Genomic DNA, 26,467 nt, shown 5'->3' on the forward strand with positions numbered 1-26,467 from the left:
GGAGCTCGGCGTAGGTGATCGACCTCCGGTCGCCGCCCTCCCCCGCAGCGTCCACACTCACTGTCACCGCATCCCCGAAGCCGAGGCCCCCATGTCGTTCACCCGCTCCCCGCTCACCCGCCGCACCGCACTCGCCGGTCTGCTCACCGCCGCCGCCGTCCCGCTCCTCGCGGGCTGCGTGCAGGGCGAGGGCGGAGGAGGAGCGGCGGCCGCGACCGCCGACGCCGCCTCCGGAGGAACCCAGGGGGGCACGCTCACGCTCGACTTCGCGACGTACAACCCGCTGAGCCTGGTCATCAAGGAGAAGGGCTGGCTCGAGGCCGCCCTCGCCGACCAGCAGGTCACCGTCGCCTGGGTGCAGTCGGCCGGCTCGAACAAGGCCAACGAGGCCCTGCGCGCCGGAGCGATCGACGTCGGCTCGACCGCCGGCTCCGCCGCGCTGCTCGCCCGCTCGAACGGCTCGCCGATCAGGACGATCGACATCTTCTCGCAGCCGGAGTGGTCGGCCCTCGTCGTCCCCGCCGGCTCGGCGATCACCTCGGTCGAGCAGCTGAAGGGCAAGCAGATCGCGGCCACCAAGGGCACCGACCCCTACTTCTTCCTCGTGCAGGCGCTCGAGGCCGCCGGGCTGGGCATCGGCGACGTGACGGTGCAGAACCTGCAGCACGCCGACGGCTGGGCGGCGCTGCAGAACGGCTCCGTCGACGCCTGGGCGGGCCTGGACCCGATCATGGCCGGCGCCGAGGCGGCCGGGGCGACCCTGCTGTACCGCAACGTCGACTTCAACTCCTACGGCCTGCTCAACGCGACCGAGAGCTTCCTCGCGGAGAAGCCGGACCTCGCGCAGACCGTCGTGAACGCGTACGAGCACGCCCGCGCCTGGGCGCTCGAGAACCAGGACGAGACGGCGAGCATCCTCGCCTCCGTCGCCGGCCTCGACGTGGCGGTGGCGACGACGGTCATCACCGAGCGCAGCAACCTCGACGTCGACAACGTCCCCGGCTCCGCGCAGACCGACGTGCTCGCCGTGATCGGCCCGATCTTCGTCGAGAACGGCGACGTCGCCTCGCAGCAGCAGGTCGACGACGCGCTCGACTCGCTGCTCGACGACACCTACGCCTCGGCGGCCGACCCGAGCGCCATCGGCGCCTGAGGGCCCGGCCCTCCGCCCCCGACCCCCGCGATCCGAGGAGACCGACGATGACGATCCGCGACGACGACACCGCGACCGACGCCGATGTGCTGCGCCGGAGCGCGCTGTCCGCGCTGATGCCGGGTGCGCCCGGACTCGTGACGGCGGGCCCGTCGGTCGCGGCCTCCCAGCGCCGGCTCCGCGAGGACCGCTCCCGCCCGCTCACGTCGCGGCGGTGGTTCGTCGTCGCGGGAGGCGCCGTCCTGCCCGTGCTGCTGCTCGCCGCCTGGCAGATCGCGACGACGACCGGGATGGTCTCGGTCGCTGTCTTCCCCTCGCCCGCGATGGTCTGGGCGGCCGGCGTCGACCTCGCCCAGCGCGGCGACCTCGGCCAGGACGTCGCCATCTCGACGCAGCGCGTGCTCATCGGGTTCGCGCTCGGGTCGGCGCTCGGGCTCGTGGTCGGCGCGCTCTTCGGGCTCTCCCGTGTCTGGGAGGTCGTCCTCGGGCCGACCCTCGGCGCGATCCGCGCGGTCCCGTCGCTGGCCTGGGTCCCGCTGCTGCTGCTCTGGATGGGCATCGGCGAGGAGTCGAAGATCACCCTGATCACGATCGGCGCGTTCTTCCCCGTCTTCACCACGGTGGCCACCGCGCTGGGCCACGTCGACCGGCACCTCGTCGAGGCGGGCCGCGCCTTCGGGCTCTCGGGCGTCCGGCTCTTCACGACGGTGCAGCTGCCCGCGGTGATCCCCTCCGTGATCTCCGGGCTGCGCCTCGCGCTCGCTCAGTCGTGGCTGTTCCTGGTCGCCTCCGAGCTCATCGCCTCCTCGATGGGCCTGGGCTTCCGCCTCATCGACAGCCAGAACAACGGCCGGATCGACCGGGTGTTCCTGGCGATCGTCCTGCTGGCCGTGCTCGGCAAGCTCACCGACGCCGTCGTCGGCGTGTTCCAGCGCTACGCCGTGAGGAAGTGGGCGTGAGCGCCGGGGAAGGAGCTCGGAGCGTGAGCGGGACGATCGCCAACCTGCTCGACGAGCACCGCCGGTTCCCGCCGCCCGCGGACTTCGCCGCACAGGCGAACGCCGGCGCGGAGGAGTACTCGCGCGCCGCCGCCGATCCGGTCGCGTTCTGGGAGGAGGCGGCCCGCCGCCTCGAGTGGGCGGAGCCGTGGCACACCGCGCACAGCTGGGAGCCGGCCGCTCCGCTGCCCGACGGCTCGCTCTCGGTGCCGCGCACGACCTGGTTCGAGGGCGGACGGCTGAACGTGGCCGTCAACTGCGTCGACCGCCACGTGGACGCGGGACGCGGCGGGAAGACCGCCCTCCACTTCGAGGGCGAGCGCGGCGACCGGAGGTCGATCACCTACGCCGAGCTCCAGCGCGAGGTCTCCCGCGCTGCGAACGCGCTGACCGCGCTCGGGATCGGCAAGGGCGACCGCGTCGTCGTCTACCTGCCGGTGATCCCCGAGACCATCGTCATCACGCTCGCGATCGCGCGGATCGGAGCGATCCACTCGCTCGTCTTCGGCGGCTTCTCGGCCGAGGCGGTGCGGTTCCGCGTGGAGGACACCGGTGCGAAGCTCCTGGTCACCACGGACGGGCAGTTCCGGCGCGGAGCGGCGGTGCCGGTCAAGGCGGGCGCCGACCGGGCGGTCGAGGGCGTCGCCTCGATCGAGCACGTCCTCGTCGTCCGCCGCACCGGTGAGACCGACGTCCCCTGGACCCCGGGCCGCGACGTCTGGTGGCACGAGCTGGTCGACGCGCAGAGCGACGTCCACGAGGCCGAGGCCTTCGACTCCGAGACGCCGCTGTTCATCATCTACACCTCCGGCACGACGGGGAAGCCGAAGGGGCTGGTGCACACCAGCGGCGGCTACCTCACGCAGGCCTCGTGGACGCACTGGGCGGTGTTCGACGCGAAGCCGGACGACGTGCACTGGTGCACCGCCGACCTCGCCTGGGTCACCGCGCACACCTACGAGATCTACGGACCGCTCTCGAACGGGCTCACCCAGGTGATCTACGAGGGCACCCCGAGCACCCCGCACACGGCCCGGCACTTCGAGATCATCGAGCGGTACGGGGTGACCGTCTACTACACGGCGCCGACGCTGATCCGCACGCTGATGACCTGGTTCCCCGACGGCGTGCCCGCGCAGTACGACCTGTCGAGCCTGCGCCTGCTCGGCACGGTCGGCGAGTCCATCAACCCCGAGGCCTGGGTCTGGTTCCACGAGGCGATCGGCGGTGGGCGCTGCCCGATCGTCGACACCTGGTGGCAGTCCGAGACCGGCGCCGCGGTGATGTGCCCGCTGCCGGGCGTCTCGACCCTCAAGCCGGGATCGTCGCTCGGAGCCCTGCCCGGGCTCGGGGTCCTCGTGGTGGACGAGCACGGCGAGCGCGTGCCGAACGGCTCCGGCGGCTACCTCGTGGTCGACCGGACCGGGCCGGCGCTCGCCCGCACCGTCTGGGGAGACCCGGAGCGCTACCGCGACTCCTACTGGGCCCGCTACGCGTCCCAGGGGTGGTTCTTCTCCGGAGACGGCGCGAAGTACGACGCCGACGGCGACGTCTGGGTGCTCGGCCGCGTCGACGACGTCATCAACGTCTCCGGGCACCGCCTGTCCACGATCGAGATCGAGTCGGCCCTCGTCGCCCATCCGGCCGTCGGCGAGGCCGGAGTCGTCGGAGTCGCCGACGCGACGACCGGGCAGGCGATCGCGGCGTTCGTCATCCCCTCCGACGAGGCCGTCGACCGCGCCGAGGAGGACCCGGCCTACTGGACCGCGCTCGGCACGACGCTCTCGGCGGTCCTGCGCGACCACGTGGCGGTCGCGATCGGGCCGATCGCCAAGCCGCGCGACGTGGTCGTGGTGCCGGATCTGCCCAAGACCCGCTCCGGCAAGATCATGCGGCGGCTGCTCGGCGACATCCGCGACGGCCGACCGCTCGGAGACGTGACGAGCCTCCAGGACGACACCGTCCCGGCGCGCATCGCCCGCATCGTCGCCGAGCGCGGGTAGGCGCCGCGCCGAGCGGACGAGGCAGCGGCGTCTCGGAAGGCGGGGCGGTGTGTCGACGCAGGGCGCGACGCGGGACGCGACGGGGCGCGGGCGGCGCCTGTTTCGGGGAGACGTCCGGAGCCTGCGCGTCCGCGGCGAGGAGGGGCCGCCGGGGAGCATCCGGAGTAGCGTTGAGCCGTGCGCGACGTCCAACAGCAGATCATCTCCGAGCTCCACGTCTCCCCCGCCGTCGATCCGGCCGCCGAGGTCGAACGGCGCAGCGGCTTCCTCGCCGACTACCTCCGCAGCACCGGCGCGAAGGGCCTCGTCCTCGGCATCAGCGGCGGCCAGGACTCGAGCCTCGCCGGGCGCCTCTGCCAGCTCGCGGTCGAGCAGGTCCGCGCGAGCGGCGGCGACGCCTCCTTCATCGCGGTCCGCCTGCCCTACAAGGTGCAGGCCGACGAGGAGGACGCCCAGCTCGCCCTCACGTTCATCCGCCCGGACCGCCAGGTCGTCTTCGACATCCACCAGGGCGTCGACGGCGTGGCCGCGGCGTTCGGCGACGCGGTCGACGAGCCGATCAGCGACTTCGTCAAGGGCAACGTGAAGGCGCGGATGCGCATGATCGCGCAGTACGCGATCGCCGGCCAGGCCGGGATGCTCGTCGTCGGGACCGACCACGCGGCCGAGGCGGTCACCGGCTTCTTCACGAAGTACGGCGACGGCGGCGCCGACGTCCTCCCGCTCACCGGTCTCACCAAGCGGCAGGGCCGCTCGCTCCTCGAGCACCTGGACGCTCCCGCCCGGCTCTACGAGAAGGCGCCGACGGCGGACCTGCTCGACGACAACCCCGGCCAGACCGACGAGACGAACCTCGGCCTCACCTACGCCGACCTCGACACCTACCTCGAGGGCGGCGAGGTCGACCGGGCCGTCGCCGAGGCGATCGAGGCGCGGTACGCCGCGACCGAGCACAAGCGCCAGGTGCCGCTGTCGATGTTCGACGACTGGTGGCGCTGAGCCGCCGCTGACCGCCTCCAGCGGTCCCGCGGCTCAGGACCGCACGGGGCCCCGCTGAGTCAGGAATCGGCGCGGGCGTTGTAGACGAGCACCTCGCCGGAGTCGACGGAGGCGCGGTAGGCGCGGAACACGTCGAGGGCCTCGTCGCGGAGCACGCCGTCGACGACCTCGATGCCGCGGGCCTCGAACTGGGCGGCCCAGTCCTCGCGCATCGGCCCCTCGTCGAAGGTGCTGATCTCCTCGAGCTCGGGGCCGGAGCCCGCGACGACCAGGCGGCGCACTCCCGACCACATCGTCGCTCCGTAGCACTGCACGCAGGGGCGCCAGTTGACGACCAGGTCGTGCGCGGGGAGGCCCTCGCCGCCGAGGTCCCAGGTGCCGAGCGCGGTCTGCGCGAGCCCGAGCGCCGTGACCTCGGCGTGGCCGGACGAGACTCCGCTGCCGAGGACGACGTTCACTCCGACCGAGACGAGACGACCGGAGTCGCGCTCGACGACGATCGCCGCGAACGGGCCGCCGTTCCCCTCCCGGAAGTTGCGGTCGGCGAGCGCGTGCACGAGGGCCATCCGGTCCTCGAGGCTCGGGAGGACCTCGGGGACGTCGCGGAGGGCGTCCCCGATCCAGGCGGGCAGGGCGATCTCGTAGCGGGTGGCGAGGCGGTCGATGTCCATGGGTCCTCCTGGAGACGGGCGGGTCGGCGGGGCGGGGACGGGTCCGGCGCACGTGCGGCGCAGGTGGCGCGCGGACGGCGGCGGCCGCCGCCCCTCAGCCTCGCAGTGCCGAGCGCCGGAGACGGAATCGGCGCGGCGCGTCGAGGCGGGGCGTCGAGGCGGGGGTCAGGCGAGGAGCGCCCCGGCGAGCGCCGCGGCCTGCGCCGCCCAGAAGCGCCTCGCCACGCCGGTGCGGCGGAACAGGGCGTCGAAGCCGTGGAAGGCGCCCTCCACGATCTCGAGCCCGCACGGCACTCCGGCCGCGCGCAGGCGCTCGGCGTAGCGGACGTCCTCGTCGTGGAAGAGGTCGAGGCTGCCGACGCCGATCCAGGCCGGCGGGAGGCCCGTGAGGTCGTCGCGGCGGGCGGGGGCGGCGTACGCCGGGACGCCGGGAGCGCCGGGCTCACCGCCGAGGTAGGCGGTCCAGCCGAAGCGGTTGCTGCCCGGGGTCCAGACGCGGACACCGCGCGGAGGAGGACCCGGCCGGGTGACGGTGCGGTCGTCGAGCATCGGGTAGACGAGCAGCTGGAACGCGGGCTGCACTCCTCCGCGGTCGTGGGCGAGGAGGGTCGCACCCGCGGCGATCCCGCCGCCCGCGCTCGCGCCTCCGACGGCGATGCGCGCCGGATCGACGCCGCGCTCCTCCGCGTGCTCGACGAGCCGGTCGAACACGGCCAGCACGTCCTCGACGGCCGCCGGGGCGGGATGCGCGGGCGCGAGGCGGTAGTCGACGGAGACGACCGTGATGCCCAGGGTGCGGGCGAAGTCGATGCAGGACGCCTCGTCCTGGAGGTGGCTCCCGAGCACCATGCCGCCGCCGTGCACCCAGAGGAGCGCGGGAGCGGTGCCGCGGAGGATGCGCGGCCGGTAGCTGCGGGCCCGGACGGGAGGGGCTCCGGCGACGGGGATCTCCAGGTCGTCGACCACCATGTCGGGCGGGGCCTCGCCTCCCTCGGCCGCGCGTCGCGTGGCGAGGCGCAGCAGTCGCGGGCCGAGGACGATCGGCGGGAGGAAGCGGCCGAGCGCGAGATCGGGGTGGAAGAGGGGCGCCGTCGCGGCGGTGCGGGCTGACGCGGTCATGCGCGGGAGGCTACTCCTCGCGGCCGTGCCGGCGCCCCTCGGCGGGACTACGGACGCACGAGGGTCTTGATCGCGCGGCGCTCGTCCATGGCGGCGTACGCCTCGGCGATCTCCTCGAGGGGCAGCTCGAGGTCGAAGACCAGACCGGGCTCGATCGCACCGCTGAGCACGTCGGGGAGCAGCTCGGCCATGTAGCCGCGGACCGGCGCGACTCCGCCGTTCACGCCCACGTTCGAGCCGAACATCTGGCGGACGGGCAGCTCGGGGCCTCCGTTGGGGACGCCGACGTAGCCGACCATGCCGCCGGGGCGGGCGGAGTCGAGGGCCTGCTGCATCGACTCCTTCGTGCCGACGCACTCGAGCACGCAGTCGGCGCCGATCCCGCCGGTCAGCTCGCGGACGCGCGCGACGCCCTCGTCTCCGCGGGTCTCGACGATGTGGGTCGCGCCGAAGCGGCGGGCGAGGTTCTGCCGCGACTCGTGCCGCGACATCGCGATGATCGTGGTCGCGCCGAGGCGCTTGGCCGCCAGGACGGCGCAGAGGCCGACCGCGCCGTCGCCGACGACCGCGACGGTCGAGCCCGCGGTGACGCCGGCCGAGACCGCGGCGTGGTGGCCGGTCCCCATCACGTCGGCGAGGGTGAGCAGGCTGGGGATGAGCGCCGGGTCCGGGTCGATGCCCACGCGGAAGAGCGTGCCGTCGGCGAGGGGGACGCGCACCTTCTCGCCCTGGGCGCCGTCCGCGAAGCCCTCCTCGCGGACCTCGGCGCCCCACCAGCCGCCGGTGAGGCACGAGGTGGAGACGCCGTTGGCGCAGTTCGCGCAGGTGCCGTCGCAGACGTAGAACGGCGCGATCACGAAGTCGCCGACCGCGACGTCGTGCACGTCGTCGCCGATCTGCTCGACGACGCCGACGAACTCGTGGCCGATGCGGTGCGCCTCCTCGGTCGGAGTGACGCCGCGGTAGGGCCACAGGTCGGAGCCGCAGACGCAGGCGGCGGTGACGCGGACGATCGCGTCGCGCCCCGTCGAGAGCTGCGGGTCGGGGACCTCCTCGAGTCGGATGTCGCGCTCGCCGTGGATGAGTGTTGCTCGCATGGGTGCTCCTGGTCGGGAGGGGGGTGGGGTCGGCGTCCACGGTACGCCCGCGACCGGCCTCGGGCGCCGGAGAGGCGGGGGCTTGCACGAACGCGCGCCGACACTCCACGCGCGGGCCCCGGGCGCCACCGGGGGCGGTCCGGCGGCCGGCCGGGAGGCGTCGTGTCGGACCGGAGCGGCCCCGGAGCGGCCCTGCGCCGCGTCACGGCAGCGCCTCCGCCCACCCGTCGCGTCCGATCACGACGTGCGCGAGGAACCGCAGGCCGCACGCCTCGGCCCCGTCGGCGATCGCCCGCGTCGCCGCTCGGTCGGAGGGGAGCACCGCGGCCTCGCCCGCGTGGCTGTGCGCCAGGCCGATTCCCGCAGCGCCCCTCGCGAGCACCTCGGCGAGCACGGCGGCGACGGGGATCTCGGCGTGCGCCGGAGCTCCGTCGGCCAGCGTCAGGACGTCGCGGACGGCTCCGGACTCGGCGAGCGCCACCGCCAGCACGGTCTCGAGCGGCCGGGCGGCCAGCAGCGGAGCGACGAGCCCGGCCAGGCCGGCGGCGTCGGTCACGCGGGCGGCGCGCGCGGCGCGGTTCATCCTCCGCCGCAGCTCGAAGGAGGCGACCAGGCGGCAGGCGGCGACCTCGCCGACTCCGCGGTGCCGCATCAGATCGGCCACCCCGGCCCGGGCGACGGCGTCGATGCCCCCGAAGCGCGCGAGGAGGCGCTGCGCGACGACGGTCGCGTTCGCGCCGCGGACGCCGGCCCCGATGAGCACGGCGAGGGTCTCGGCGTCGGTGAGCGCCTCCGGTCCGTAGGCGCGGAGGCGCTCCCTCGGCCGCTCCTCGGGAGGGAGGTCGGCCATCCGGGGGCCGGGCGTTTCGAAGGACATGCCGCCGACGCTACGGAGCCCGCTGGACGCGCGGACCGTGGATCCCGCGACTGTGGACGACCGCCGCACTCGTGTGCCCTGTGGAGGGACGTCCCGTCGCCGCCCCCGCGGTCGCCCCCGCGAGAGCGCAGAAGTCAGGCGCCGGGCGCCCCGGTCAGCCCGACGCGGGCATCCCCGCCGTCACCGACAGACTCTCGCCGTCCGGCGCCACGTCCACCAGCACCACGTCCCCGTCGCGCACCGCGCCGCCGAGCAGCGCCGTCGCCAGCTGGTCGTCGATCGCCCGCTGCATCAGCCGGCGCAGCGGCCGCGCCCCGTACTGCGGGTCGTAGCCGCGCTCGGCCAGCCATCCGCGGGCCGCGGGCGTCACTGCCAGGTCGAGCCGTCGCTCCGAGAGCCTCCTCGACAGCCGGTCGACGTACAGCGACACGATCTCGCCGAGCTCCGTGCGGTCGAGCGCGTCGAAGATCACGATGTCGTCGAGCCGGTTCACGAACTCGGGCTTGAAGGCCTGGCGCACCATCTGCTGGACCGCCTCCTCCTTCTGCGGCCGCGACAGCGCCGGGTCCACGAGGAACTGCGACCCCAGATTGGAGGTGAGGATGAGGATCGTGTTGCGGAAGTCGACCGTCCGCCCCTGGCCGTCGGTGAGGCGGCCGTCGTCGAGCACCTGCAGCAGGACGTCGAACACCTCGGGGTGCGCCTTCTCGATCTCGTCGAGGAGCACCACCGAGTACGGGCGGCGGCGGACCGCCTCCGTGAGCTGGCCGCCCTGCTCGTAGCCGATGTAGCCGGGAGGGGCGCCGACCAGCCGCGAGACGGCGAACTTCTCGCCGTACTCCGACATGTCGATGCGGACCATCGCCTTCTCGTCGTCGAAGAGGTGGTCGGCGAGCGCCTTCGCCAGCTCGGTCTTGCCGACGCCGGTCGGCCCGAGGAAGAGGAAGGAGCCGGTCGGCCGGTCGGGGTCGGAGATGCCCGCGCGGGTGCGGCGCACCGCGTCCGCGACGGCCGACACCGCCTCGTCCTGGCCGATCAGCCGGCGGTGCAGCTCGGTCTCGAGGTGCAGCAGCTTCTCGGTCTCGCCCTGCAGGAGGCGCCCGACGGGGATGCCGGTCCAGGCGGCGATCACCGCGGCGATGTCGTCGGCCGTCACCTGCTCGTTGACCATGCGGCCCTCGGCCGGCTCCTCCTCCGCCTCGGCGGCCGCGAGCTCGCGCTCGATCACGGGGATGTCGCCGTAGAGCAGCTTCGACGCGCGCTCGAGCTTCCCCTCGCGCTGCGCCCGCTCGGCGGCGATCCGCAGGGCGTCGAGGCGGTTCTTGAGCTCGCCGACGCGGTTGAGGGAGGCGCGCTCGCGCTCCCAGCGCTCCTGCAGCTCCTCGAGCTGGGTGCCGCGGCGGGCCAGGTCCTCGCGCAGCTTCTCCAGACGCGCCTTCGAGGCCTCGTCCTTCTCCTTCTTCAGCGCCAGCTCCTCGAGCCTCAGCCGGTCGACCGAGCGTCGCAGCTCGTCGATCTCGACCGGGGCGGAGTCGATCTCCATGCGCAGCCGTGACGCGGCCTCGTCGATCAGGTCGATCGCCTTGTCCGGCAGCTGACGGGAGGTGATGTAGCGGTTCGAGAGCGATGCGGCGGCGACCAGGGCGGAGTCGGCGATCGCCACCTTGTGGTGCGCCTCGTAGCGCTCCTTCAGCCCGCGGAGGATCGCCACGGTGTCCTCGACGGTCGGCTCGCCGACGAAGACCTGCTGGAAGCGGCGCTCGAGAGCGGCGTCCTTCTCGATGTACTGGCGGTACTCGTCGAGCGTCGTCGCGCCGATCATCCGCAGCTCGCCGCGGGCCAGCATGGGCTTGAGCATGTTCGCGGCCGCCACCGACCCCTCCCCGCCGCCCGCGCCCATCAGCGTGTGCAGCTCGTCGATGAAGGTGATGATCCGGCCGTCGGACTCCTCGATCTCCTGGAGCACGGCCTTCAGCCGCTCCTCGAACTCGCCGCGGTACTTCGCTCCGGCGATCAGGGCCGAGAGGTCGAGGCTGACGAGCTGCTTGCCCTTGAGGCTCTCGGCGACGTCGCCCGCGACGATCCGCTGGGCGAGCCCCTCGACGACGGCGGTCTTGCCGACGCCGGGCTCTCCGATGAGGACGGGGTTGTTCTTGGTGCGGCGCGTGAGCACCTGGCTGACGCGCCGGATCTCGGCGTCCCTCCCGATCACCGGGTCGAGCTTGCCGCTCGCCGCGATGGCGGTCAGGTTGACGCCGTACTGCTCGAGAGCGGACTTCTCGTCCTGCTGGGGCATCCGACCGGCCTGCATGATGGTGGTCTCCTCCGTGGCTCGAAAGTTGAGTTCGACGGACTCAACTTTACTCCCGCGACGGCTCCGGCGGTCAGGCCGTCAGAAGATCGCTGTCGCGGCCCTGGAGCGCCTCGAGCGCGGTCCGCAGGATCGAGCGCAGCCGGAACTCGTCGATCCCGGTCAGCGCCGAGATCTCGGCCTGCGAGAAGCCGCCGGCCGCAGCCAGCAGCAGGAGCTCGCGGTCGGGGCAGTCGAGGGCGAGCAGGCCGCTGCCGAGCGGACGCCGGGCGAGCTCCTGCGCGGAGCCGAGGGTCTCGCAGAGCACCTCGAGCACCCAGAGCACGGGCTCCGTCGAACGGGCGCCCTCGCGGGAGCGGCGCCAGACGGCGGTGAAGACGTCGGTGCAGAGGCGGTCGCGGCCGGCCGGGTCGGCCTGGACCGTGCCGACGCACGCCGAGACGAGGCCGCCGAAGCGGTCGACGAGCTCTCCCAGAGCGGAGGCGTCCCCTGTGGCGGAGCGGGCCAGCAGACGAGCGGCGTCCTGCGTCAGCGGCGGACGCACCCGTCCTCCGGTCGCGTCCTCGCCTCCAGCACTCACAGGCCTCAGCGTGTCACCGACTCCGGGACGGCGGGACCAGTTGCGCGGAAGGGGGGGTGACAGGTATGGAGCGGATCCGCTCTCCGACATCAGAGGCGCGGCCAGCGCGCGCGGGCGAAGCAGAAGAGCCCGTAGGCGATGAGGCCGACCGCGACGAAGCCGAGGAGGAACACGCCCGCCGGCAGCTCCACGAGCGACTTCAGCGCCTCGTCGAGCCCGCCCGCCTGCTCCGGATCGTGGGTGACGGCGGCGACGATCAGCAGCACGCCGAGCGCGCCGAGGACCACGCCCTTGGCGACGTAGCCGGCGACGCCGAGCACGGTGACGACGGTGCCCGCCGTGCCGCCCGGCTCCGCGACGTTCTCGAGGAACTTCCGGCTCGCTCCGCGGTACACGAAGACGCCGCCGACCGCGAGGACGGCAAGTCCCGCGATCACGAGCAGCACCACTCCGCCCGGCGCCGCGAGGACCTGGGCGCTCGCGCTCTCGGACGACTCGGACGAGCTCGACCCGCCGCCCGTCGCGAACTTCAGCGCCGTCACGCCGAGGGCGCCGTAGACGACGGCCTTGCCCGCCTCCTTCAGCCGGCTGCCCCAGGTCTTCAGGGCGCTCTCGCGCGGGCGGACGAGGAACGCCTCGAGCAGCCCCCAGAGCGCCAGGCCGAAGAGGCCGACCGTGCAGATCCAGAGGATCACCAGACCGCCGGGCTGCGCCGCGAGGGCGCCGAGGGCACCGCTCTGGTCGGCGTCGCCTCCGCCGCCGCGGGCCACGCCGAGCGCGATCACTCCGATCAGGAGGTGGACGAGGCCGTTCGCCGCGAAGCCGCCGCGGGCGAGGGTCCGCACCGCCCGCGAGTCCTGGATGTCGTCGGCGGTGCGCTGGACGTCGGCGGTGCTCGGAGTGTTCACAGGGTGGACGCTACGCGTTTCCACACCCCCGCGCCCGGCGCTCCGCCGTTCCGAGGTGCTCCCGGAGCCGGTTCTCCACACCTTTCCACAGGGTTGTCCACAGCTGTGGAATCGCTGGAAGGACGAGCGGATCACACGTCGACGGCGCGGACGAGTCCGTCCTGGACGCCGCCGAGCCAGTCGTAGACGCTGCGGATCGCGGCCGCGCCGCCCTCCTCCGGGACGACGTCGTCGGTGTCGTCGATGCCGAGCCGCACGGCCAGAGCGAGCCGCATGTCGGTGAGTGCGCGGAGCCAGGCGATCGCCTGCGGCTCCTCGAGACGCACCGCGACCTCGCCCAGCCCCTCGAAGATCCGGCCGTGGCTCGTCCCGTCGCCGGCGTCGAGGGCCGCCGTGACGGCGCGGGCGTCGTCCATCTTGCGGGCGGCGAGGTCCGGAGCGGTGAAGCGGCGGAACTCGTCGGCCGCCTCGGCGTCGTCCCGGTAGGCGTCGGGCAGGAGGCGGGCGAGCGCCGGATCGGAGCGGGCCTGGTCCGAGGACGCCCCGCGGTCGAGCAGCTCGAGCATCTCGCCGGCCAGATGACGGAGGATCCCGGCCTCCTCGCGGTCGAAGCGGGCGACGGCCGCTCCGGAGGAGTCACGGCGGAACGCGCGCATCAGCGGGGCCCCCGGGTGCCGCGGTCGGGGTGCTCTCTCGTCCCCGCTGCGGCGGGGCTCAGCGGGACGCTCATGCGTCGGCCTTCTGCAGCGTCGCCCACAGGCCGTAGCCGTGCATCGCCTCCACGTGCCGCTCCATCTCCTCGCGGTTGCCGGTCGCGACGACCGCGCGCCCCTCGGTGTGCACCTGCAGCATCAGCCGCTCCGCCTCGGCCCGGCCGAAGCCGAAGTAGCTGCGGAAGACGTACGAGACGTACGACATCAGGTTGACCGGGTCGTCCCAGACCAGCACGATCCACGGGACCTCGGCCGCCGAGCGGGTCGCCAGGCGCTCGTCCGCGCGCTCGATCGTGTCCGCCATCCCTCCAGCGTAGGCGGCGGCGCGGGCGGGCGCCCGAGCGCGCGGGCCGGAGCCGGCGACCGTCGAGCGCGGAGTCGCGTGGACGGGGACCACGAGAAGCCAGGAGTCGTCGCACTCGGCGTCCAGTGCGACAACTCCTGGACGGTCGGCGCGGAGCCGCGCGTGGGCGGAGATCGCGAGAGGCCAGGAGTTGTCGCAGTCGAGCGCGAGTGCGACAACTCCTGAACAGTCGGCGCGGAGCCGGCGGCAGCAGCGGCCACGCCGGCAGCAGCGGCCGACCTGGCAGCGGCGCCCGCCCTAGGCCGACAGGCGCGGCAGGACCTCCCGGGCGAAGAAGTCGAGGTGGTCGAGGTCCTGCAGGTCCATGAACTGCAGGTAGACGCGCTCGCAGCCGGCCTCGCGGAGGGCCTCGAGGCGGTCGACCGCCTCGTCGACGCCGCCGGCCACTCCGTGCTCGCGCAGCTCGGCCGGCTCGCGGCCGATCGCCGCTGCACGACGCGTGAACTCCGCCTCGTCGCCTCCGCCGACCGCGATCAGCGCGACCGAGTGCACGAGCGACGAGGGCTCGCGCCCGATCGCGCGGCACGCCTCGTCGACGCGCTCGAAGGCGCCCGGGATCGCGTCGAACTCGGGGAAGGGCAGGTTGAACTCGCTCGCGAACCGTGCCGCGAGCGCCGGGGTCCGCTTGGGGCCGCCGCCGCCGACGATCACCGGCAGCGGCAGGCGCGCGGGCTTGGGCAGGGCCGGGGAGTCGGTCAGCGTGTAGTGCTCGCCGGTGAAGGAGTAGCGCTCGCCGATCGGCGTCGACCACAGGCCGGTCACGATCTCGAGCTGCTCCTCGAGCAGGTCGAAGCGGCGCGGAGGGAAGGGGATGCCGTACGCGGCGTGCTCCTGCTCGAACCAGCCGGTGCCGAGGCCGAGCTCGGCGCGGCCCCCGGACATCGCGTCGACCTGGGCGACCTGGATCGCGAGGATCCCCGGCGGCCGGTAGGTGACGGAGGAGACGAGGGTGCCGAGCGCGATCCGCTCGGTCTCGCGGGCGAGGCCGGCGAGCGTCGTCCACGCGTCGGAGGGGCCGACTCCGGGGTCGCCGTCTCCCATCCGGAGGTAGTGGTCGGAGCGGAAGAAGCCGTCGTAGCCGAGGCTCTCGGCGGCCTGCGCGACGGCGAGGAGATCCTCGTAGCTCGCGCCCTGCTGGGGTTCGGTGAAGACTCTGAACTGCACGGGTCCAGCCTCCCGCACCAGGGCCGGATCGTGCCAGCCCGGCTCCCCCGGCCGGGGCCGCCGACGGGCCCCCGTGTACCGTGGACGGTTGCCGCCGACGAGAGGACCCCATGTCCGAGCACCCGTCCTCCCCGGACACCGCCCCCGCCACCGCGGGCACGACCGCCCCTCCGCACCGCCTCGCGCGGTGGGTCTTCTGGCCCGCCGCCGTCCTCACGCTGTCGATCGCGGCCTTCGCGATCCTCGCGCCCGACGCCGCGACCTCCGTGTTCTCGACGCTGCAGACCACCGTCGTCAACACGTTCAGCTGGTACTACGTGCTGATCGCCGCGGTCTTCGTGGCCTTCGCCATCTGGATGGGCGTCAGCCGCTTCGGCGACATCAAGCTCGGCGCCGACGACGACGAGCCCGAGTTCTCGATGCTCGCCTGGATCTCGCTCCTCTTCGCCGCCGGCATGGGCATCGGCCTCGTCTTCTACGGAGTCGCGGAGCCGCTCACCCACTTCGCCACTCCGCGCCCGGGCGTCACCGGCACCGAGACGGAGCTCGCGCAGAGCGCCATCTCGCAGACCTACCTGCACTGGGGCGTCCACGCCTGGTCCATCTACGTGGTGGTCGGCCTCGCCCTCGCCTACGCGATCCACCGCCGCAAGCGGCCGGTGTCGATCCGCTGGGCGCTGGAGCCGCTGCTGGGCCGCCGGGTCCGCGGAGGCTGGGGCAACGCGATCGACGTGGTCGCCCTGGTGGGCACCATGTTCGGAGTCGCCACCTCGCTCGGCCTGGGCGTCACCCAGATCTCCGCGGGCCTGGAGGCGAGCGGCATCGTGGAGTCGTCGCTCACCGTGCAGATCGTGGTCATCGCCGTGGTCACGGGCCTGACCGTCCTCTCGCTGATCTCGGGTGTCGGCAAGGGCATGAAGTGGCTCTCGACCGGCAACCTGCTGCTCGCGGCGGCGCTCCTCGTCTTCGTGCTCGTCGCCGGCCCGACCCAGTTCCTCCTGCGCGAGTTCGTGCAGTCGCTCGGCAACTACCTCCAGAACTTCATCGGCCTGACCTTCACGGTCAGCGCCTACGCCGGCCGCGAGGGTGAGCAGTGGCAGGCCTCGTGGACCACGTTCTACTGGGGCTGGTGGATGTCGTGGGCGCCGTTCGTCGGCATCTTCATCGCGCGCGTCTCCAAGGGCCGGACGGTCCGCGAGTTCGTCGGCGGCGTGCTGCTCGTGCCGACGATCATGACCTTCCTCTGGTTCAGCGTCCTCGGCGGCACCGCCATCTACCGCGAGCTCTACGGCGACGGCGGCCTCGTCGGCGCCGACGGCTCGGTGGACACCAACCTGGCGCTCTTCTCGATGCTGCAGGGACTGCCCGCCGGATCGGTGCTGACGATCGGCGCCATCCTCCTGATCGGCGTCTTCTTCGTCACCTCCGCCGACTCCGGCGCGCTCGTGATGTCGATGATCGCGACCGGCGGCGAGCCGGAGCCGCGCAACCGCATCCGCGTGTTCTTCGCCGTCGCCACCGCGCTGCTCGCGCTGTCGCTCCTGATCGCCGGCGGCCTCGACGCCCTGCAGACCGCGGCGATCCTCTCGGCCCTGCCCTTCAGCGTCGTGATGATCCTGATGTGCGTCGCGACGGTGATCGCCTTCCGCCGCGAGATCCGCGCCTACGACAGGGCCCGCCGCAAGGCGTTCGTCGGCGACATCGGCACGTTCTACGGCCTCGAGGTCGAGGACCCGGCGGAGCGCGAGCCCGCCCACCCGATCAAGCGCCTCGCGCAACGCCTGAAGCCGGGCTCGAAGGAGTAGTCCGCTCGGAGGAGCAGCCTGTTCGGAGGAAGCCGGGCGCCGCTCGGGCGCCCGGCCCGCCGATCAGCTGGGCGACGGGATGAAGGGGTGCTCCGGCGGGTCCTGGTCGTCGTCGAGGCGGGCGTCGGCGCCCTGGTCGAGCGCCTCGTCGATCGCCTCGGGGTCGTCGATCTCGGCCGGGTCCTCCGGCGGGACCGGCAGGGAGTCGCCGTCGGGGCGGGTGGTGTCGGTGACGTCCTCGGGGGCGTCGAAGCCGAAGCTGCTCATGGTTCCCTCTCCGCGGTGCGCCGGGAGGCGGCGCCGCTGCGGGCAGCCTAGGTCGCGCCCCCGCGGGCGGTCACGGACTTGACGAGGCGCACGAGGGGCCCCGCCTGGTCGGCCTGCCCCGGAGGAGCATCCGACTCGGCAGCCGTCAGTGCACGTACTCGAGCAGGTCGGCTCCGAGGGTGCGCATGCCCTCCAGCACTGCGAGGCGGTAGTGCAGGGTCGTGTCGTCGAACTGGGTGGCGACGGCGTAGGCGACTCCGGCGCGCGGGCCGCGGAGGACGCCCGCCTCGGCGCGGACGCCGACGTCGGTGCCGGTCGCGTTGACGAGCAGGACCCCGTGGTCGGGGTGGCGGTGCGCGAGCGGGTCGAGCCCGAACGAGGCGGCGACCATCGAGAGGTCGGTGCCGAGCGAGAGCCAGCCGATCACCCGCGAGCTCACGGCGGCGTCGACGATCTCGCCGTTCGCGAGGGTGGCGAGCAGCCAGGTCAGCTCGCGGGCGGAGCCGATCGAGAGCTGCGGCGCGTCGTCCGGGCCGCGCTCGTCGCGCACGACGTCGAGCAGGGCGGTACGGGAGAGGCCGAGCGCTTCGGCCCGCTCGCGCACGGCGTCGAGGCCGACGCGGCGCAGCAGGACGTTGGTCGCGAGGTTGTCGCTCGAGGCCCCGACGAGGGCGGCGAGGTCGGCGATCGGCATCGACGGCACCTGGAGGTGCTGCCAGAGCCCGGAACCGGAGACCGCGTCCGCCGCGGTCCGGTCGACCAGGCGCAGGTTCTCCTGCGGCTCGTTCGCCAGCCGGGCGGCGACCTCGATCAGCAGCACGACAGTACCGAGGGAGGCGGTGGGCATCGAGACGGAGTCGTCGACCGCGAAGAGCGTGCGGCCGGTCGCCAGGTCGACGGCGCGAGCCGAGACGACGACCCCGTCGATCGCGAGACGCCCGAGGGCGTCGAACCCGCGCTGGAAGTTCTCGCGGTCGCCGCCGCCCTTGTGGCGCCCCCGGCGGTTGCGTCGGCTCTCACGGCGGGTCTCGCTGGTGGGGATCACCACGGGTACGGCCCCTCTACGGGTCGGGAGTGCGGTCGTGCGGAGGGGGGACCTGGGTCCTCACGCGCCGGCAGGACGCGCGATCGGCGGACGACCCCGCGGCATCGGTCGGCTCTCGATGCCCGGGGCTCCTCGTCCGTGGTGCGGAGGTGGTCGGCGGCGACTACCAGATGGTGACGCGCTCGCTCGGGGAGAGCCAGAGGGCGTCGCCTTCGGAGACGTCAAAAGTAGCGTAGAACTCGTCGATGTTCCGGACGATCTGGTTGCACCGGAACTCGGCCGGAGCGTGCGGATCGATGGCGAGGAGGCGGATCGTCTCCTCATCGCGCGACTTCTGCTGCCAGGCCTGCGCCCAGGAGAGGAAGAAGCGCTCGGCGCCGGTCAGGCCGTCGACGACGGGCGGCTCCTCGCCGCCCAGCGAGAGCACATACGCCTTCCACGCGATGCCGAGGCCGCCGAGATCGCCGATGTTCTCGCCGATGGTCAGGGCGCCGTTCACGTGGTGCCCGGGCGTGGTCGCGGGAGCGAGCGCGTCGTACTGCGCGATGAGCGCCTTCGTCCGCTCCTCGAACGCGGCCCGGTCCTCCTCGGTCCACCAGTCGGTGAGGCGGCCGTCGCCGTCGAAGCGCGAGCCCTGGTCGTCGAAGCCGTGGCCGATCTCGTGGCCGATGACGGCGCCGATGGCTCCGTAGTTGGCGGCGGGGTCGCGGTCCTCGTCGAAGAAGGGGAACTGGAGGATCGCGGCCGGGAAGACGATCTCGTTGAAGCCGGGGTTGTAGTACGCGTTGATCGTCTGCGGGGTCATGAACCACTCGTCGCGGTCGAGCGGGCGGCCGATCTTGCCGAGCTCGCGGGCGAACTCGAACTCGGCGACGCGGCGCGCGTTGCCGAGCAGGTCGGCCGGGTCGATCGAGAGGGCGGAGTAGTCGCGCCAGCGCACCGGGTAGCCGATCTTGGGCGTGAACTTCGCGAGCTTCTCGAGCGCGCGCTCGCGGGTGGCGGGGCTCATCCACTCCAGGTCGACGATGGAGCGGCGGTACGCCTCGATGAGGTTGGCGACCAGCACGTCCATCGCGGCCTTCGCCGTCTCGGGGAAGTGGCGGGCGACGTAGGTGCGGCCGACCGCCTCACCGAGCGAGCCCTCGACGAGCGAGACGGCGCGCTTCCAGCGCTCCCGCTTCTGCGGGGTGCCGGTGAGGGTGCGGCCGTAGAAGTCGAAGTTGGCGTCGACGAAGCCGCTGGACAGGTAGGCCGCGGCTCCGCGGATCACCTGCCAGGACAGCCAGTCGCGCCAGGCCGGGAGCCGGTCCTCGGTGAGCAGGCCCGCGAGGCCCTGGAGGAAGCTCGGCTGGCGGACGACGACCTCGGCGAGCGCTCCCTCCGGAGCGCCCATCGCGGTGAGCCAGACGCCGAGGTCGACGCCCGCGGCGAGCTCCTCGACCTCGGACCAGGAGCGGAGGTTGTAGGTCGCCTGGCTGTCGCGGCTGCGGACCTTGTCCCAGTGCGCGGCGGCCAGATCGGTCTCGAGGGCGACGATGCGCTCGGCGCGGGCCTCGGCGGCGTCGATGCCGGCCAGCGCCAGCATCCGCGCGACGAACGGCGTGTAGGCCTCGCGGACGGAGGCGAACTCCTCCTCGCGGTAGTAGCTCTCGTCCGGCAGGCCGAGGCCGCCCTGGTTGACGAAGACGAGGTAGCGCTCGGGGCTGCCCGGGTCGTTGTCGACGAAGAGGCCGAAGAGGCCGGGGACGCCGGTGCGCTCGAAGGCGCCGACCGCGCGGAGCAGGCCGGGGATCGAGTCGACCCGCTGCACGGCGGCGAGGTCGTCGGCGATCGGGGCGGCGCCGAGCTCCTCGGCCCGCTCCTCGTCCATGAAGGAGGCGTAGAGATCGCCGAACAGGCGCTCCTCGGTGCCGTGCTCCGCGGTCTGCGCCTCGACGATGATGTCGCGCACGGCCTTCTCCGCCTCCTCCTGGAGGACGTGGAAGGAGCCGTAGCGCGCCTTGTCGGAGGGGATCTCGGTGCGGTCGATCCAGAGCCCGTTGACGTGCCGGTAGAGGTCGTCCTGCGGGCGCGTCGCGGGGTCGAGTTCGGAGCGGTCGATACCGGAGCGAGGCGTCGTCGAGGTCATGGCGGACAGCCTACGTCGGGGCGCCGACACGGTGGCGCGAGGGGCGGCGGGCCGGGCGCGCCAGGCGCCGGGAGGCCGGGCGGGCGCGCCCGCGTCCGGCTCGCGGGAGCGGGGTGCTCCTCGCGAGCCGGACGGGGCCGGCGGGGACGCCGGAGCGTCAGCGCCCGATCTGCTCCTCGATGTACGCGCGGATCGTCGTGGTCGGCCGCCCGATCAGACGGGAGAGCGAGCCGTCGGTCCCGCCGAGGAGGCCGTCGGCGATGTTCGCGTCGAGGCCGACGACGAAGCCGACTCCGCCCTCGGGGACGCCGGCGCCGGTGAGGACGCGGGCGTGCTCGTCGGAGGAGACGTGGCTGATCGCGGCGTCGCGTCCGGCGACCTCGGCCACGATCGCGGCCAGCTCGTCGAAGCTCCAGGCGGTGTCGCCGGAGAGCTCGTGCACGGTGCCGACGAGGGACGGGTCGGTCAGGGCGACCGCGGCGGCCTCGGCGTAGTCGGTGCGCGCGGCGCTGGCGACGCGGCCCTCGCCGGCGCTCGAGAGGGTGCTGCCGGTGGCGGCGAGCTCGGCGACGGTCTGCTCGTAGTTCTCGTTGTACCAGCCGTTGCGGAGGATCACGGCGGGGACGCCGCTGGCGGCGATCGCCTCCTCCGTGGCCTTGTGATCGGGGGCGAGGATGAGCGGGCTCGTGGTCGCCTTCAGGGCGCTCGTGTAGACCAGGCGCGCGCCGGCGCGGACGGCGGCCTCGATCGCGGCGGTGTGCTGCGCCACGCGCCTGCCGACCTCGGAGCCCGAGACGAGGAGGACGGCCTCGGCGCCGGAGAAGGCGGCGTCGAGCGAGGCGGGGTCGTCGAAGTCGGCGACGGCGGTGCGGACGCCGAGGTCGGCGGCGAGCGCCTCGAGCTTCGCGGCGTCGCGGCCGGTGGCGACGATGTCGGAGGCGGCGGTGCCGCGGGCGAGCAGGTGCTCGACGGCGAGACGGCCGAGGTGGCCGGTGGCTCCGGTGACGACGAGGGTCATGAGGGGTCCTTCCTGACGGGTGGGGCGGGCGGGGTCCGCCGCCAGGAGGGTGCAACCGGCGCATCCTCCTCCTGCTTCCCGGAATGCAGTACCCACTATTTTGTTAGTACTGTCACCACCCCTGATCCCGAGGAGCCCCCATGACCATCGCCGACTCCCCCCTGCTCGTCGGGGACGTCTACTCCGCTGACTGCCCGAGCCGCGAGATCTTCGGGCACGTGACCAGCAAGTGGGGCGTCCTGGTGCTCGCGGCGCTCGCGCCGGGCACGCTGCGCTGGGGCGGACTGCGGCGCCGGATCGGCGGGATCAGCGAGAAGATGCTCGCCCAGACGCTGCGGACCCTGGAGGAGGACGGCTTCGTGCACCGCGAGGCGCGGCCGGTCGTCCCGCCGCACGTCGAGTACCGGCTGACGCCGTTGGGGGCGGAGCTGGCGGAGCGGCTGCTGCCGGTCGTCGAGTGGATCGCGGGGAACGTCGGTGCGGTCCTGGAGGCCCGCTCGGAGGGCCGCCGGGAGGGAAGGTGAGGCTCGCCTTCTTGTGAGAACGTTCATATTCCGTTCAGGGAGGAGCCTCCGCCCGGCGGCATCGGCGCCCCCTCCCCCTGCTTGCCTCGATCGCATCTCCTGCTCGTGATCGAAGGACCTCCATGTCAGACACCGCCCGCCGCCCGCTCCTCCTCCCGATGGCCGGCCACGTGCGCGGCAAGCGCAGCCCCGTCACCTGCGCGCTGAAGTGCGCCAACGCCTGCTCCACCGCGACCTGCAACACCTCGCACAACAGCTACTTCCGCGACATCGTCTCGTCGCAGCTCTCCCGCCGCAGCGCCCTCGGCCTCGGCCTGGCCGGCGCGGTCACCGTCGCCGTCGCCTCCGCCGGAGGAGCGCCCACCGCCGAGGCGGCCGTGGCGACCGCGGCCGACGGCTCGCCGCTCGCCTTCACTCCGATCGCTCCGGTGCCGTACACCGTCGACCGGTTCACCGTCCCCGAGGGCTTCGCCTGGCAGCCGATCATCCGCTGGGGCGACCCGCTCTTCGCCGACAGCCCCGCCTTCGACATCGCCGACCAGACGGAGGCCGCCCAGGCCGCGCAGTTCGGCTACAACAACGACTACACCGACATCGTCGAGATCCCGGGCTCGAAGCGCCTCCGCGCCCTGCTCGTCGTGAACCACGAGTACACGAACGAGAGCATCATGTTCCCGGCCGCGCAGCTCGAGGCGGAGCCGGAGCGCGTGCGCGCCGTCGGCCGCGCCGCCCACGGCCTCAGCGTCGTCGAGCTGGTCCGCACCGCGGTCGACCGCCCGTGGGCCTACGTCCGCGGGGGCGAGCGCAACCGCCGCTACCTGATCGACACCCCCTACGAGGTGACCGGCGCCGCCGCCGGCACCGACCTGCTGAAGACGGTCGCCGACCCCGAGGGCCGCACCGTGCTCGGCACGCTCGGCAACTGCTCCGGCGGCACGACGCCGTGGGGCACGATCCTCTCGGGCGAGGAGAACTTCAACGGCTACTTCCGCGCCGTCGGCACGAGCGACGCCGAGAAGCGCTACGGCCTCGCCGACTCCGAGACCTCGCGCCTCTGGGAGCTCGACGACCCCCGCTTCGACGCCCGCACCCCGGGCTACGAGAACGAGCCGAACCGCTTCGGCTGGATCGTGGAGTTCGACCCCTTCGACCCCGACTCCACGCCGAAGAAGCACACGGCGCTCGGCCGGCTGAAGCACGAGGGCGCGAACGTCGTCATCGCGCCGGACGGCCGGGTGGTCGCGTACCAGGGCGACGACGAGCGCTTCGACTACCTCTACAAGTTCGTCTCCACGAAGCGCTACATCGAGGGCGACCGCGCCCACAACAAGACCCTGCTGGAGGAGGGCGACCTCTACGTCGCGCGCTTCACCGGCGACTCCCCCGTGGCCGAGATCACCGGCACCGGCGCGGTCCCCTCGGACGGCGGGTTCGACGGGATCGGCGAGTGGCTGCCCCTGGTGCTGAACGGCGCCTCGACGATCGCCGGGATGAGCGTCGCCGAGGTGCTCGTGCACACCCGCCAGGCGGCGGACGCAGCGGGCGCGACCAAGATGGACCGCTGCGAGGACGTGCAGCCCAGCCCGGTCAGCGGGCGGATCTACGTGGCCTGCACCAACAACTCCGCCCGCGGCACCGAGGGGAGCAAGGAGGGAGCGACCGAGGTCAACCCGCGGACCGAGAACCGCGACGGCCACATCGTCGAGATCATCGAGGACGGCGGCGACCAGACCGGCCGCACCTTCACCTGGAACCTGCTGATGCTCTGCGGCGACCAGGCGCAGGGCGACGTCGTCTACTTCTCCGGCTTCCCGGCGGACCAGGTCTCGCCGATCTCGTGCCCGGACAACCTGGCCTTCGACTCGGTCGGGAACCTCTGGATCTCGACCGACGGCGCCCCGAGCGGCATCGGCTACAACGACGGGCTCTTCACGGTGGCGCTCGAGGGCGCGACGCGCGGCAGGGTGGAGCAGTTCCTCTCGGTGCCGCGCGACGCCGAGACCTGCGGGCCGATCGTCCACGACCTCGACCAGCACGTGTTCGTGGCGGTGCAGCACCCGGGCGAGGAGGGCACCTTCGAGGCGCCGACGTCGTTCTTCCCGGACTACGGATCGACGGCGGCGGGAGCGGTGGCGGCACCGCGTCCGACCATCGTGCAGATCCTGCCGGCGTCGCAGGTGATGGCGCCGACTCCGACGCCGACCGCCGGGCCCACCACGGCTCCGACGACCGCGCCCACCGCGGCTCCCACCACGGCACCGACCGCGGCACCGACCGCCGGGCCGACCGCGGCGCCCACCGCGGCTCCGTCCCCGGTGCCCACGGCCGCGCCGACCGGCACGCCGACCCCGCTGCCCGTCGGCGGGTCGGGCGGTGGGCTCGCCTCGACCGGAGTCGAGAGCGTCGGCCTGATCGCGGGCGCCACCGCGCTCCTGGCAGCGGGCGCCACCGCGCTCGGCCTCGGAGCGCGCCGCCGCGCGGCCGCCGAGGACGACCCGGAGGTGTGAGGCGGGCTGTGCGATTCGCAGGGGATCCGCGCGCGAAGGGGCGTTCCGCCGCCTGATGCAGCCCCTGGGCGGTAGATCTCCTGCGAATGGCACAGTGGCACCCGGAACGGCGCTCCTCGCAGGCCCGCCGAACGTGCGATCTGCAGGGGATCAGCGTCGAGAAGGGCGTTCCGCCGCCCGGCGCGGCTCCTGGGCGGCGGATCCCCTGCGAATGGCACAGTGGCACCCGGAGCGGCGCTCCTCGCAGGCCCGCCGAACGTGCGATCTGCAGGGGATCAGCGTCGAGAAGGGCGTTCCGCCGCGCGGCGCGGCTCCTGGGCGGCGGATCCCCTGCGAATCGCACGGTGGCACCCGGAGCGGCGCGCACGCCTGCCCCCCTCGACTCCTACAGCAGACGCCGCGCCGAGGCCCAGGCGGTGAGCTCGTAGCGGGAGGAGAGCTGCAGCTTGCGGAGGACGGCGGAGACGTGGGACTCGACCGTCTTGACCGAGATGAAGAGCTCGGCGGCCGCCTCCTTGTAGGCGTAGCCGCGGGCGATCAGGCGCATCACCTCGCGCTCGCGAGCCGAGAGGCGGTCGAGCTCGTCCACCGACTCCGCCTGCTCGCCCGTCAGCGCCCCGAAGGCGTCGAGCACGAAGCCGGCCAGGCGCGGCGAGAACACGGCGTCCCCGCCCGCCACCGCGAGCACCGCCCGGCTCACCTCGGCTCCGGAGCTGGCCTTGGTGATGTAGCCGCGGGCGCCGGCGCGGATCACGCCGACCACGTCCTCCGCGGCGTCCGAGACGCTGAGCGCGAGGAACCGCGACGACGAGCCGGCGCTGCGCCGCAGCACCTCCGCTCCTCCTCCGCCCGCGCCGCCGGGCAGGTGCACGTCGAGCAGCACCACCTCGGGCGCGAGCGAGGCGACCAGGCCGACGGCGGAGTCGACGTCGGCCGCCTCCCCGACGACCTCGAGCTCGGGAGTGAGGTCGGCCCGCAGGCCCGAGCGGAAGATGGAGTGGTCGTCGACCAGCAGCACGCGGGTCACCGCTCGACCTCTGCGGGGAGCCGCAGGTGCACCTCGGTGCCGGTGCCGCCGACCCCGGGTCGCACGGTCGCGCTGCCGCCGGCGCGCGCCATCCGGCCGATGATCGACTCGCGGATGCCGAGGCGGTCGCCGGGGACCTCGTCGAGGACGACGCCGGGGCCGCGGTCGCGCACGAACACGTCGACGCCCTGCACGGAGGACTCGAGGTACACCGAGACGTCGCCGCCCGCGTGCCGGGCCGCGTTCAGCACGGCCTCGCGGGTCGCGGCGAGGAGCGCGGCGGCGCCGGGCACGGAGGCGCCGACGGCCACCACCTCGAGGTGCACGGGGTAGTCGAGCTCGACGGCGGCGGCGATCGCCCGGACCTCGGCGGCCAGGTCGTTGGCGACCGGGACGTCGCGCTCGAACAGCCAGTCGCGCAGCTCCCGCTCCTGGGCGCGGGCGATGCGGGCGACCTCGCTCGAGGCTCCGGCGCGGTTCTGGATGAGCGCGAGGGTCTGCAGCACGGAGTCGTGCAGGTGCGCGGCGATCTCGGCCCGCTGCTCCTGGCGCACGCGCGCGGCCCGCTCGCCCATCAGCTCGGACCAGAGGGTCACCACCCGGGGCGCGGCCAGCACGCCGGCGGCGATCAGCAGCACGCCCACGGCGAGCACCGCGTTCAGGGCGCTCGGGCGGCCCGTGAGCACGGCCGCTCCGGCGAGCACCAGCAGCGCGCAGGAGGCGAGGCGCACCGCGGAGCCGTACCGGGCGGGGCGGACGGCGTCGCCGCGGTCGAGTCCGAGGCTCCAGCCGACGGCGCCTCCCGCGAGCAGGCCGACGGCGACCAGCGCGCGCGTGATGTCGGCGTCGTCGCCGCGATCGACGGTGATCAGCACGGCGAGCGCCGCGACGGCGGCGGCGAGGGTCAGCAGGCCGGCGACGGGAGCGGAGCGGCGGACAGCCGGGTCCGCGTCGCGCGAGTCGAGCGGCGCGAGGGGCACCAGCGCCCAGAGCCAGAGGTAGAGGAGCGCGCCGCCCCCGCCGAGCGCGGTCGTGAGGACGGCGAGGAGGCGGGTCCTCCGCACGCTCCAGCCGAGGTGGTCGGCGACCGCGGTGCACACTCCGCCGAGCAGCATCGTCCGCGGGCGCCGCAGCGGGGGGCGGACGGCGGTGCCGGGGACTGTGCTCACCCCTGCATCCAAACAGGTCG

23 protein-coding genes are annotated in these 26,467 nt (G+C 73.6%); 7 read left to right on the forward strand and 16 right to left on the reverse strand.

What is annotated here, in order from left to right:
- The first annotated feature begins 91 nt into the window (after positions 1-91).
- The 4 genes from C5D44_RS07085 (at position 92) to nadE (ending at position 5,153) form a co-directional block, all read left to right on the forward strand.
- Positions 92-1,153 (forward strand): aliphatic sulfonate ABC transporter substrate-binding protein, encoded by a 1,062-nt coding sequence (locus tag C5D44_RS07085; RefSeq protein WP_104281252.1) that lies wholly within the window; start codon positions 92-94, stop codon positions 1,151-1,153.
- A gap of 47 nt (positions 1,154-1,200) precedes the next feature.
- On the forward strand, positions 1,201-2,112 hold the full coding sequence (locus tag C5D44_RS07090) for an ABC transporter permease (RefSeq protein ID WP_258065352.1): 912 nt from the start codon (positions 1,201-1,203) through the stop codon (positions 2,110-2,112).
- A 23-nt stretch (positions 2,113-2,135) separates the two neighbouring features.
- Entirely contained in the window at positions 2,136-4,154 is a 2,019-nt protein-coding gene (gene acs / locus C5D44_RS07095) for an acetate--CoA ligase (protein WP_104277320.1), read from the forward strand.
- A gap of 177 nt (positions 4,155-4,331) precedes the next feature.
- A complete protein-coding gene (gene nadE / locus C5D44_RS07100; protein ID WP_104281253.1) occupies positions 4,332-5,153 on the forward strand; it encodes an ammonia-dependent NAD(+) synthetase in 822 nt (273 codons plus the stop codon).
- A gap of 59 nt (positions 5,154-5,212) precedes the next feature.
- On the opposite strand, the gene C5D44_RS07105 is transcribed toward nadE, so the two are convergent.
- The 10 genes from C5D44_RS07105 to C5D44_RS07150 all read right to left on the reverse strand — a co-directional run bounded on the left by C5D44_RS07105 (position 5,213) and on the right by C5D44_RS07150 (position 14,957).
- On the reverse strand, positions 5,213-5,824 hold the full coding sequence (locus C5D44_RS07105; RefSeq protein WP_181027247.1) for a nucleoside deaminase: 612 nt from the start codon (positions 5,822-5,824) through the stop codon (positions 5,213-5,215).
- A gap of 165 nt (positions 5,825-5,989) precedes the next feature.
- Positions 5,990-6,943 (reverse strand): alpha/beta hydrolase fold domain-containing protein, encoded by a 954-nt coding sequence (locus C5D44_RS07110; protein ID WP_104281254.1) that lies wholly within the window; start codon positions 6,941-6,943, stop codon positions 5,990-5,992.
- A 47-nt stretch (positions 6,944-6,990) separates the two neighbouring features.
- On the reverse strand, positions 6,991-8,040 hold the full coding sequence (locus C5D44_RS07115; RefSeq protein ID WP_104277317.1) for a zinc-dependent alcohol dehydrogenase family protein: 1,050 nt from the start codon (positions 8,038-8,040) through the stop codon (positions 6,991-6,993).
- Between the two features lie 202 nt (positions 8,041-8,242).
- Positions 8,243-8,917 carry a RadC family protein gene (locus C5D44_RS07120; RefSeq protein WP_104304276.1) on the reverse strand — a complete coding sequence of 225 codons (675 nt, stop codon included), beginning with the start codon at positions 8,915-8,917 and terminating at the stop codon, positions 8,243-8,245.
- A gap of 154 nt (positions 8,918-9,071) precedes the next feature.
- On the reverse strand, positions 9,072-11,228 hold the full coding sequence (locus tag C5D44_RS07125; protein WP_104277315.1) for an ATP-dependent Clp protease ATP-binding subunit: 2,157 nt from the start codon (positions 11,226-11,228) through the stop codon (positions 9,072-9,074).
- 73 nt (positions 11,229-11,301) lie between these two features.
- Positions 11,302-11,808 carry an RNA polymerase sigma factor gene (locus tag C5D44_RS07130; RefSeq protein WP_146082507.1) on the reverse strand — a complete coding sequence of 169 codons (507 nt, stop codon included), beginning with the start codon at positions 11,806-11,808 and terminating at the stop codon, positions 11,302-11,304.
- A gap of 89 nt (positions 11,809-11,897) precedes the next feature.
- Complete coding sequence (locus tag C5D44_RS07135; protein ID WP_258067902.1) at positions 11,898-12,716, reverse strand: DUF1206 domain-containing protein; 819 nt, start codon at positions 12,714-12,716, stop codon at positions 11,898-11,900.
- 131 nt (positions 12,717-12,847) lie between these two features.
- Positions 12,848-13,372, reverse strand: coding sequence for a DUF2017 domain-containing protein (locus tag C5D44_RS07140; protein ID WP_104281257.1), 525 nt, complete (start codon positions 13,370-13,372; stop codon positions 12,848-12,850).
- 70 nt (positions 13,373-13,442) lie between these two features.
- Positions 13,443-13,733: an ATP-dependent Clp protease adapter ClpS gene (clpS, locus tag C5D44_RS07145; RefSeq protein ID WP_104222829.1), complete on the reverse strand. Its 291-nt coding sequence runs from the start codon at positions 13,731-13,733 to the stop codon at positions 13,443-13,445.
- Positions 13,734-14,030: 297 nt separating this feature from the next.
- Positions 14,031-14,957, reverse strand: a complete 927-nt coding sequence (locus C5D44_RS07150) for an LLM class F420-dependent oxidoreductase (RefSeq protein ID WP_104281258.1) — start codon at positions 14,955-14,957, stop codon at positions 14,031-14,033.
- A 110-nt stretch (positions 14,958-15,067) separates the two neighbouring features.
- On the opposite strand from C5D44_RS07150, the gene C5D44_RS07155 reads away from it, so the two are divergent.
- Positions 15,068-16,762, forward strand: coding sequence for a BCCT family transporter (locus C5D44_RS07155; protein WP_104281259.1), 1,695 nt, complete (start codon positions 15,068-15,070; stop codon positions 16,760-16,762).
- Positions 16,763-16,825: 63 nt separating this feature from the next.
- Here C5D44_RS07155 and C5D44_RS07160 read toward each other — a convergent pair whose 3' ends face one another.
- From C5D44_RS07160 to C5D44_RS07175, 4 genes are all read right to left on the reverse strand, one after another.
- Entirely contained in the window at positions 16,826-17,029 is a 204-nt protein-coding gene (locus C5D44_RS07160) for a hypothetical protein (RefSeq protein WP_104277309.1), read from the reverse strand.
- 145 nt (positions 17,030-17,174) lie between these two features.
- The gene (locus C5D44_RS07165) at positions 17,175-18,077 is read right to left on the reverse strand and encodes a serine hydrolase (RefSeq protein WP_104222833.1); all 903 of its coding nucleotides are present in this window, start codon (positions 18,075-18,077) and stop codon (positions 17,175-17,177) included.
- 160 nt (positions 18,078-18,237) lie between these two features.
- Positions 18,238-20,202, reverse strand: a complete 1,965-nt coding sequence (locus tag C5D44_RS07170; RefSeq protein ID WP_104281260.1) for a M13 family metallopeptidase — start codon at positions 20,200-20,202, stop codon at positions 18,238-18,240.
- Between the two features lie 157 nt (positions 20,203-20,359).
- Positions 20,360-21,220: an SDR family oxidoreductase gene (locus tag C5D44_RS07175; protein WP_104281261.1), complete on the reverse strand. Its 861-nt coding sequence runs from the start codon at positions 21,218-21,220 to the stop codon at positions 20,360-20,362.
- 140 nt (positions 21,221-21,360) lie between these two features.
- Here C5D44_RS07175 and C5D44_RS07180 point away from each other — a divergent pair, with 140 nt between their 5' ends.
- The gene (locus tag C5D44_RS07180; protein WP_104281262.1) at positions 21,361-21,744 is read left to right on the forward strand and encodes a helix-turn-helix domain-containing protein; all 384 of its coding nucleotides are present in this window, start codon (positions 21,361-21,363) and stop codon (positions 21,742-21,744) included.
- A gap of 122 nt (positions 21,745-21,866) precedes the next feature.
- Positions 21,867-24,251: a PhoX family phosphatase gene (locus tag C5D44_RS07185; protein WP_104281263.1), complete on the forward strand. Its 2,385-nt coding sequence runs from the start codon at positions 21,867-21,869 to the stop codon at positions 24,249-24,251.
- A gap of 385 nt (positions 24,252-24,636) precedes the next feature.
- On the opposite strand, the gene C5D44_RS07190 is transcribed toward C5D44_RS07185, so the two are convergent.
- Positions 24,637-25,278 (reverse strand): response regulator transcription factor, encoded by a 642-nt coding sequence (locus tag C5D44_RS07190; protein ID WP_104281264.1) that lies wholly within the window; start codon positions 25,276-25,278, stop codon positions 24,637-24,639.
- The gene (locus C5D44_RS07195) at positions 25,275-26,447 is read right to left on the reverse strand and encodes a sensor histidine kinase (protein ID WP_104277303.1); all 1,173 of its coding nucleotides are present in this window, start codon (positions 26,445-26,447) and stop codon (positions 25,275-25,277) included. Before C5D44_RS07195 ends, C5D44_RS07190 begins: the two co-directional genes overlap by 4 nt.
- Between the last annotated feature and the right edge of the window lie 20 nt (positions 26,448-26,467).

The organism is Rathayibacter sp. AY1B5 (assembly GCF_002932795.1).
Lineage (GTDB): Bacteria > Actinomycetota > Actinomycetes > Actinomycetales > Microbacteriaceae > Rathayibacter.

Coding starts and splice junctions, on each gene's coding strand:
- C5D44_RS07085 (WP_104281252.1), top strand. CDS start 92: ATGTCGTTCACCCGCTCCCCGCTCACCCGCCGCACCGCACTCGCCGGT.
- C5D44_RS07090 (WP_258065352.1), top strand. CDS start 1,201: ATGACGATCCGCGACGACGACACCGCGACCGACGCCGATGTGCTGCGC.
- C5D44_RS07105 (WP_181027247.1), bottom strand. CDS start 5,824: ATGGACATCGACCGCCTCGCCACCCGCTACGAGATCGCCCTGCCCGCC.
- C5D44_RS07110 (WP_104281254.1), bottom strand. CDS start 6,943: ATGACCGCGTCAGCCCGCACCGCCGCGACGGCGCCCCTCTTCCACCCC.
- C5D44_RS07115 (WP_104277317.1), bottom strand. CDS start 8,040: ATGCGAGCAACACTCATCCACGGCGAGCGCGACATCCGACTCGAGGAG.
- C5D44_RS07120 (WP_104304276.1), bottom strand. CDS start 8,917: ATGTCCTTCGAAACGCCCGGCCCCCGGATGGCCGACCTCCCTCCCGAG.
- C5D44_RS07125 (WP_104277315.1), bottom strand. CDS start 11,228: ATGCAGGCCGGTCGGATGCCCCAGCAGGACGAGAAGTCCGCTCTCGAG.
- C5D44_RS07140 (WP_104281257.1), bottom strand. CDS start 13,372: ATGCGCGCGTTCCGCCGTGACTCCTCCGGAGCGGCCGTCGCCCGCTTC.
- clpS (WP_104222829.1), bottom strand. CDS start 13,733: ATGGCGGACACGATCGAGCGCGCGGACGAGCGCCTGGCGACCCGCTCG.
- C5D44_RS07155 (WP_104281259.1), top strand. CDS start 15,068: ATGTCCGAGCACCCGTCCTCCCCGGACACCGCCCCCGCCACCGCGGGC.
- C5D44_RS07160 (WP_104277309.1), bottom strand. CDS start 17,029: ATGAGCAGCTTCGGCTTCGACGCCCCCGAGGACGTCACCGACACCACC.
- C5D44_RS07170 (WP_104281260.1), bottom strand. CDS start 20,202: ATGACCTCGACGACGCCTCGCTCCGGTATCGACCGCTCCGAACTCGAC.
- C5D44_RS07175 (WP_104281261.1), bottom strand. CDS start 21,220: ATGACCCTCGTCGTCACCGGAGCCACCGGCCACCTCGGCCGTCTCGCC.
- C5D44_RS07180 (WP_104281262.1), top strand. CDS start 21,361: ATGACCATCGCCGACTCCCCCCTGCTCGTCGGGGACGTCTACTCCGCT.
- C5D44_RS07185 (WP_104281263.1), top strand. CDS start 21,867: ATGTCAGACACCGCCCGCCGCCCGCTCCTCCTCCCGATGGCCGGCCAC.